7 protein-coding genes are annotated in these 7,090 nt (G+C 61.5%); all 7 read left to right on the top strand.

Annotation, left to right across the window (positions count from 1 at the left end):
• The coding region (locus ACOVQ0_RS10350) for a carboxyl transferase domain-containing protein (RefSeq protein ID WP_421883917.1) at positions 1 to 558 on the top strand (558 nt) is incomplete at its 5' end.
• A 33-nt stretch (positions 559 to 591) separates the two neighbouring features.
• Entirely contained in the window at positions 592 to 1,770 is a 1,179-nt protein-coding gene (locus tag ACOVQ0_RS10345; protein ID WP_421883914.1) for an acetyl-CoA C-acyltransferase family protein, read from the top strand.
• Position 1,771: 1 nt separating this feature from the next.
• A complete protein-coding gene (gene mce, locus ACOVQ0_RS10340; RefSeq protein WP_421883911.1) occupies positions 1,772 to 2,209 on the top strand; it encodes a methylmalonyl-CoA epimerase in 438 nt (145 codons plus the stop codon).
• A gap of 182 nt (positions 2,210 to 2,391) precedes the next feature.
• Entirely contained in the window at positions 2,392 to 4,518 is a 2,127-nt protein-coding gene (scpA, locus tag ACOVQ0_RS10335; protein ID WP_421883908.1) for a methylmalonyl-CoA mutase, read from the top strand.
• 3 nt (positions 4,519 to 4,521) lie between these two features.
• Positions 4,522 to 4,755 carry a DUF4160 domain-containing protein gene (locus tag ACOVQ0_RS10330; protein WP_421883905.1) on the top strand — a complete coding sequence of 78 codons (234 nt, stop codon included), beginning with the start codon at positions 4,522 to 4,524 and terminating at the stop codon, positions 4,753 to 4,755.
• Positions 4,739 to 4,999 carry a DUF2442 domain-containing protein gene (locus ACOVQ0_RS10325; RefSeq protein ID WP_421883902.1) on the top strand — a complete coding sequence of 87 codons (261 nt, stop codon included), beginning with the start codon at positions 4,739 to 4,741 and terminating at the stop codon, positions 4,997 to 4,999. The genes ACOVQ0_RS10330 and ACOVQ0_RS10325 overlap by 17 nt, the downstream gene beginning before the upstream one ends.
• Before the next feature lie 260 nt (positions 5,000 to 5,259).
• Positions 5,260 to 7,090: biotin carboxylase N-terminal domain-containing protein (locus ACOVQ0_RS10320; protein WP_421883898.1), on the top strand; the 1,831-nt coding region annotated here is incomplete at its 3' end.

The following is a 7,090-nucleotide window of genomic DNA, read 5'->3' as shown; positions in this document are numbered from 1 at the left end:
AACCAGCCGATGGTGCTGGCAGGCGTTCTGGACATCAATTCATCGAAGAAGGCGGCGCGCTTCGTGCGCTTCTGCGATGCGTTCAACATTCCGATTCTGACGTTTGTCGATGTGCCGGGCTTCCTGCCGGGCACTGCGCAGGAACACAACGGCATCATCAAGCACGGCGCGAAGCTGCTTTTCGCCTATGCCGAAGCGACCGTGCCCAAGATCACCGTCATCACCCGCAAGGCCTATGGCGGGGCCTATGACGTGATGGCGTCCAAGCACCTGCGCGGCGACCTGAACTATGCCTGGCCGACCGCTGAAATCGCGGTGATGGGGGCCAAGGGTGCGGTGGAGATCATCTTCCGTGGCCTTTCGGCTGAAGAGCAGGCGGTGAAGACCAAGGAATACGAAGACCGCTTTGCCAACCCCTTCGTGGCGGCAAGCAAGGGCTTTGTCGACGAGGTGATCCACCCGCACTCCACCCGCCGCCGCGTGGCGCTGGGCCTGCGCAAGCTCAAGAACAAGAGCCTGGAAAACCCCTGGAAGAAGCACGACAATATTCCGCTGTGATGCGCTTTGGGCGAAAGTTTGGGAAAGATTGAAATGACCGACATCTACATCGTTTCGGGCGCGCGCACGGCCATCGGTTCGTTTGGCGGCAGCCTTGCTTCGCTGCGTCCGGCCGAAACCGGCGCGATTGTCATCAAGGAAGCGATTGCCCGCGCAGGGATCAGCGCGGACAAGGTGCAGAACGTGGTGATCGGGACGGTGGTGCCGACCCAGCCCAAGGACGCCTATGTCAGCCGCGTGGCGGCGGTGAACGCGGGCGTGCCGATTGAAGCGCCCGCGATGAACGTCAACCGCCTGTGTGGTTCGGGCCTTCAGGCGATTGTCTCGGCGGCGCAGGGCATTGCGCTGGGCGAACAGGACATTGCCATTGGCGGTGGTGCGGAAAGCATGTCGAATGCGCCGCACATGATCCTGACGGCTCGCAATGGTCAGAAGATGGGCGATCAGGTACTGCTGGACGCCATGCTGGGCGCGCTGCATGATCCGTTCGAGAACTTCCACATGGGCGTCACGGCGGAAAACGTGGCCGAACAGTGCGGCATCAGCCGTGAAGAACAGGATGCTGCTGCGGTAGAAAGCCACAAGCGCGCGGCGGCGGCTGTGGCGGCGGGATACTTCAAGGAACAGATCGTTCCGGTAGAGATCAAGACGCGCAAGGGCGTGACCGTGTTCGACACCGACGAACATTTCCGCGCTGACGCCAGCGTCGAGGCGATGGCCACGCTGAAGCCGGTGTTCAAGAAGGACGGCACGGTGACCGCAGGCAACGCCAGCGGGATCAACGATGGCGCGGCGGCGGTGGTTCTGGCCAGCGGCAAGGCCGTGGAAGAACATGGGCTGAAGCCGATGGCGAAGATCATCGGCTGGGGCCATGCGGGTGTTGAACCGCGCGTGATGGGCCTTGGCCCGGTCAAGGCGGTGCCAGTGGCGCTGCAGCGCGCAGGGCTGACGCTGGATCAGATTGACGTGATCGAAGCCAACGAAGCATTTGCCGCACAGGCCTGTGGCGTTGCCAAGGAACTGGGCTTTGATCCGGCCAAGACCAACCCCAACGGTTCGGGCATTTCGCTGGGCCACCCCATCGGCGCAACCGGCGCGATCCTGACGATCAAGGCGATGTACGAACTGCACCGCACTGGCGGCAAGTATGGCCTGATTACCATGTGCATCGGCGGCGGTCAGGGCATCGCTATGGTCATCGAAAGGGTCTGACATGAAGCTGGGCCGTTTGAACCACGTTGGCGTTGCAACGCCGGATATCGATGCCTCCATTGCGTTCTACCGCGATGTGATGGGCGCTTCGGACATTACCGAACCGTTCGTGCTGGACAGCCAGCAGGTGCGAGTGTGTTTTGTCAGCACACCGGGCGAAAATGGCACGGCTGGAACGCAGATCGAACTGATCCAGCCAACCAGCCAGGACAGCGCGGTGGGCAAATGGCTGGCGGCCAATCCTTTGGGCGGGCAGCACCACCTTTGCTACGAAGTGCCGGACATTCATGTGGCCAAGGCGTGGTTTGAAGCCCAAGGCAAGCGCGTGCTGGGTGAACCCCGCATCGGCGCGCATGGGACGCTGATTTTCTTCGTCCACCCCAAGGACATGGGCGGACAACTTACCGAAATCATGGAGACGCCGAAGGAGGCGCACTGATCCTCTTCCCCCTTGATGGGGGAAGGATACGTAGCCTTGCTCCCGCAGGGGGCTAGGCGGAGTTGGATGGGGGTGAGGGGCAGGGCGCATCGGGCGCACACCCCCACCCAGCTACGACTAGGCAGCAAGCTGCCAAGTCTTCGCATCCCTCCCCCATCAAGGGGGAGGAAAAGGGACGAACGATGACGGACAAGACACTGGCAGATTGGCAGGCCGCTGCCGCCGAGGAAGTCAAAGGCAAAGACCTGACCTGGGCTACGCCGGAAGGTATTGCCGTCAAGCCGCTCTACACCGCCGAGGACGTGTCCGTGGACCCCGGCCTGCCCGGTTTCGCGCCCTTCACGCGCGGCGTTCGCGCATCGATGTATGCTGGCCGTCCGTGGACAATCCGCCAGTATGCGGGCTTTTCTACTGCCGAGGAATCGAACGCTTTCTATCGCCGCAACCTTGCCGCCGGGCAAAAGGGCCTTTCGGTCGCCTTCGACCTTGCTACGCACCGTGGCTATGACTCCGACCATCCGCGCGTGACGGGCGATGTGGGCAAAGCTGGCGTGGCCATCGATTCGGTCGAGGACATGAAGATCCTGTTCGACGGCATCCCGCTCGACCAGATGTCGGTGTCGATGACCATGAACGGCGCGGTCATTCCGATCCTCGCGTTCTTCATCGTTGCCGGTGAAGAGCAGGGCGTTGAGCGCAAATTGCTCGACGGGACCATTCAGAATGACATTCTGAAGGAGTTCATGGTCCGCAACACCTATATCTACCCGCCCGAACCTTCGATGCGGATCATCTCGGACATTTTCGGTTATACCAGCCGCGAAATGCCGAAGTTCAACTCGATCTCGATTTCCGGCTATCACATGCAGGAAGCGGGCGCGACGCAGGTTCAGGAACTCGCGTTCACCATTGCCGACGGCATGGAATATGTGAAGTACGGCGTGGCTTCGGGCCTTGATATCGACAAGTTTGCGGGCCGCCTGTCGTTCTTTTTCGCCATCGGCATGAACTTCTTCATGGAAGTGGCCAAGCTGCGCGCGGCGCGTGTGCTGTGGCACCGGGTTATGACCAAGCTGGGCGCGCAGGACGAACGCAGCAAGATGCTGCGCACCCACTGCCAGACGTCGGGTGTGTCGTTGCAAGAGCAAGACCCCTACAACAACGTCATCCGCACCACGATTGAAGCGATGGCCGCGATGCTGGGCGGCACGCAATCGCTGCACACCAACGCGCTGGACGAAGCCATCGCGCTGCCGACCGACTTTTCCGCACGCATCGCGCGCAACACGCAGATCGTGATTCAGGAAGAGACGGGCATGTGCAACGTGGTCGATCCGCTCGGCGGGTCGTACTACATCGAAAGCCTGACGCAGGAACTGGTCGACAAGGCGTGGGAGATTATCGAGCGCGTTGAAAGCGAAGGCGGCATGGCCAAGGCCGTGGCCGCTGGCTGGCCGAAGGCGATGATCGAGGAAGCTGCGGCCGGACGGCAGGCGCGCGTCGACAAGGGCGATGACGTGATCGTCGGCGTCAACAAGTATCGCCTTGCCAACGAAGACCTGCTCGAAACGCTGGAAGTGGACAACGACAAGGTCCGTCAGGGCCAGATCGCGCGGCTGAAATGGGTGCGCGAAAACCGTGACGAAACCAAGTGCCGCGCCGCGCTGAACGCACTGACCGAAGGGGCGAAGACCGGCGGCAATCTGCTGGAACTGGCGGTTGAAGCCGCTCGCCACCGCGCCACGCTGGGCGAGATTTCGGACGCGATGGAAGTGGTGTTCGGTCGCCACGGCACGTTCCCGACCCCGGTGAAGGGCGTCTATGGTTCGGCCTATGCCGGGGACTCGCGTTACCAGCAGGTTGTCGATGGCGTTGAGGCCGTGACGCGCCGCCTTGGCCGCACTCCGCGTATGCTGGTGGCCAAGATGGGGCAGGATGGCCATGATCGCGGCGCGAACGTGATTGCCAGCGCGTTCAGCGACATGGGCTTTGACGTGACCAGCGGCCCGCTGTTCCAGACACCGGAAGAAGCCGCCGCACTGGCGCTTTCGCAGGATGTGGACGCGGTTGGCGCATCGTCGCTCGCCGCCGGGCACAAGACGCTGATCCCCGAACTGATCGGCCACCTGCGCGCGGCTGGGCGTTCGGACATCAAGGTTGTCGCAGGCGGCGTAATCCCACCGCAGGATTATGATTTCCTGCGCGAAGCAGGTGTGCAGGGCATCTACGGTCCGGGCAGCAACGTGGTGGAATGCGCGGCGGATATGCTGCGGCTGCTGGGGCATAACATGCCGCCGGTGGATGCTTGATCCATGCCGACGCTGCTGCGGATCGGTGCCTTCCGGTTCTACTTTTACAGTCATGAACCGAACGAGCCGCCGCACGTCCACGTGGATCGCGGGGCGGCAACGATCAAGGTGTGGCTCGGCAGTCTGGAAGTGGCCAGCAGCCGTGGCTTTCGTGCCCACGAAATAGGTGGCATTGTGGCAATGGTTGAAGCGCATCGCGACGAGTTTGTGGAGGCTTGGCATGGGTATTTTGGCTAAAATTGCCGATGAGCGCGTGCTGGACGTTCGCTGCGACGAACACAGCCTGATCGTCGATCTGATGGATGGCCGGACCATTTCTGTGCCGCTGGCGTGGTATCCGCGCCTGCTTCACGCCACCGCCGAACAGAGGGTGAAGTGGGAACTGGCCGGGGCAGGTTTTGGCATTCACTGGCCTGAGATCGATGAGGACTTGAGTACCGAAGGCTTGCTGCGAGGTGCCCCTGCACCGGGCGCAGAGTGACGCAGGCATGAGTTACTCTGATGATGACAGCTCTAGAAGCTTAGGCAAAATGGTCGGCTGTAGTGCGGTTGCTTTGGTTCTTGTGGCTGCAAACTTATTTGCGCTGATGCTGGCTGGCGCTGCGGCAGACTGTTGGCCTGAATTGCCGCAGTGTGCGAACTTTGAATTGAAGCGTACACTCATTTTCCCCGGAATCCCGATACTTTCAATACTCATCGCGGCCTTGACGGCGCGGTGGATGTCCAGATCAAAGGACTGACATGTTCAAGAAAATCCTCATCGCCAACCGTGGCGAAATTGCCTGCCGCGTTATCAAGACTGCGCGCCGCATGGGTATTCAGACGGTGGCCGTTTATTCGGATGCCGATGCGCGTGCGCCGTTTGTGCAGATGGCCGATGAAGCGGTGCATATAGGGCCTGCGCCTGCCGCGCAGTCGTACCTGATTGCGGACAAGATCATTGCGGCTTGCAAGCAGACCGGGGCCGAAGCGGTGCATCCGGGCTATGGCTTCCTGTCGGAGCGCACGTCGTTTGCCGAGGCGCTGGCTGCAGAGGGCATCGAGTTCATCGGGCCACCTGTCGGCGCGATTGCCGCGATGGGCGACAAGATCGAATCCAAGAAGCTGGCCAAGGCCGCGGGCGTCAATGTCGTTCCCGGTTTCGTGGGCGAGATCGAGGATACCGAGCACGCCGTGCGCATCTCGGACGAGATCGGCTATCCGGTGATGATGAAGGCTTCGGCTGGCGGTGGCGGCAAGGGGATGCGCCTTGCCTACAACGAAAAGGACGTGCGCGAAGGCTTTGAGGCGGTGAAGCGCGAGGGGCTGAATTCGTTCGGCGATGACCGCGTGTTCATCGAGAAGTTCATCCTCAACCCCCGCCATATCGAAATCCAGATTCTGGGCGATAAGCACGGCAACATTCTGTACCTGAACGAGCGCGAATGCTCGATCCAGCGCCGCCACCAGAAGGTGGTGGAAGAAGCGCCTTCGCCGTTCGTCACGCCTGCGATGCGCAAGGCGATGGGTGAACAGTGCGTGGCCCTGTCGCGCGCGGTGGGGTATTACAGCGCGGGCACGGTGGAACTGATCGTGTCGGGCGCGGACCCTAGCGGCGAGAGCTTCTACTTCCTTGAAATGAACACCCGCTTGCAGGTGGAGCATCCGGTGACGGAATGCATCACCGGCGTCGATCTGGTCGAACAGATGATCCGCGTGGCCGCTGGTGAAAAGCTGAGCCTGACGCAGGATGATGTGAAGATTGACGGCTGGGCGATTGAAAACCGCGTCTATGCCGAAGATCCCTATCGCGGGTTCCTGCCTTCGACGGGCCGCCTGATCCGCTATAACCCGCCGGTTGATGGCTGGACGGACGATGGTTCGGAAAATGGCCGCCGTGGTGTGGATGGCGTGCGCGTGGACGATGGCGTCTATGAAGGCGGCGAAGTGTCGATGTTCTATGACCCGATGATCGCCAAGCTGATCACTTGGGGCAAGACGCGCGACGAGGCGGCAGACAAGCAGATCGAGGCGCTGGATGCGTTCGAGATCGAAGGGCTGGGCCACAACATCGATTTCGTGTCCGCGATCATGCAGCACCCGCGCTTCCGTTCGGGCGAACTGACTACGGGCTTTATTGCCGAGGAATATCCCGAAGGCTTTACCGGCGCGGCAACGTCGGGCGAATTGAAGCAGAGCCTTGCCGCGCTGGCCGGGTTCCTTGCCACGGCTCGCGCAGACCGTGCGCGGCAGGTGGACGGGCAGCTTGGCTACGAGCTTGATCCGCCGTCGGAATGGGCGGTTACCATCGGCGGCGACAGCTTCAGCGTGGAACTGACCGAGGATGAGATCAGTGTTGATGGCAAGACCATCGACATCGCGCTGGAATACACGCCGGGCGACCGGATGGTCCATTGCGAAGTGGATGACAAGCCGCTGTCGGTGAAGGTTGAAACCACGCGCGCGGGCTTCAAGCTGACCACGCGCGGGGCCATTCACAATGTGCAGGTTCTGCCAGCGCACATGGCGCATCTGACAAAGCACATGATCGAAAAGATCCCGCCCGATCTTTCGAAGTTCCTGATCTGCCCGA

This window comes from Novosphingobium sp. (assembly GCF_049240505.1).
GTDB lineage: Bacteria > Pseudomonadota > Alphaproteobacteria > Sphingomonadales > Sphingomonadaceae > Novosphingobium.
Note: the sequence above shows the minus strand (reverse complement) of the source record. Positions and strands in the feature narration are given on the sequence as shown.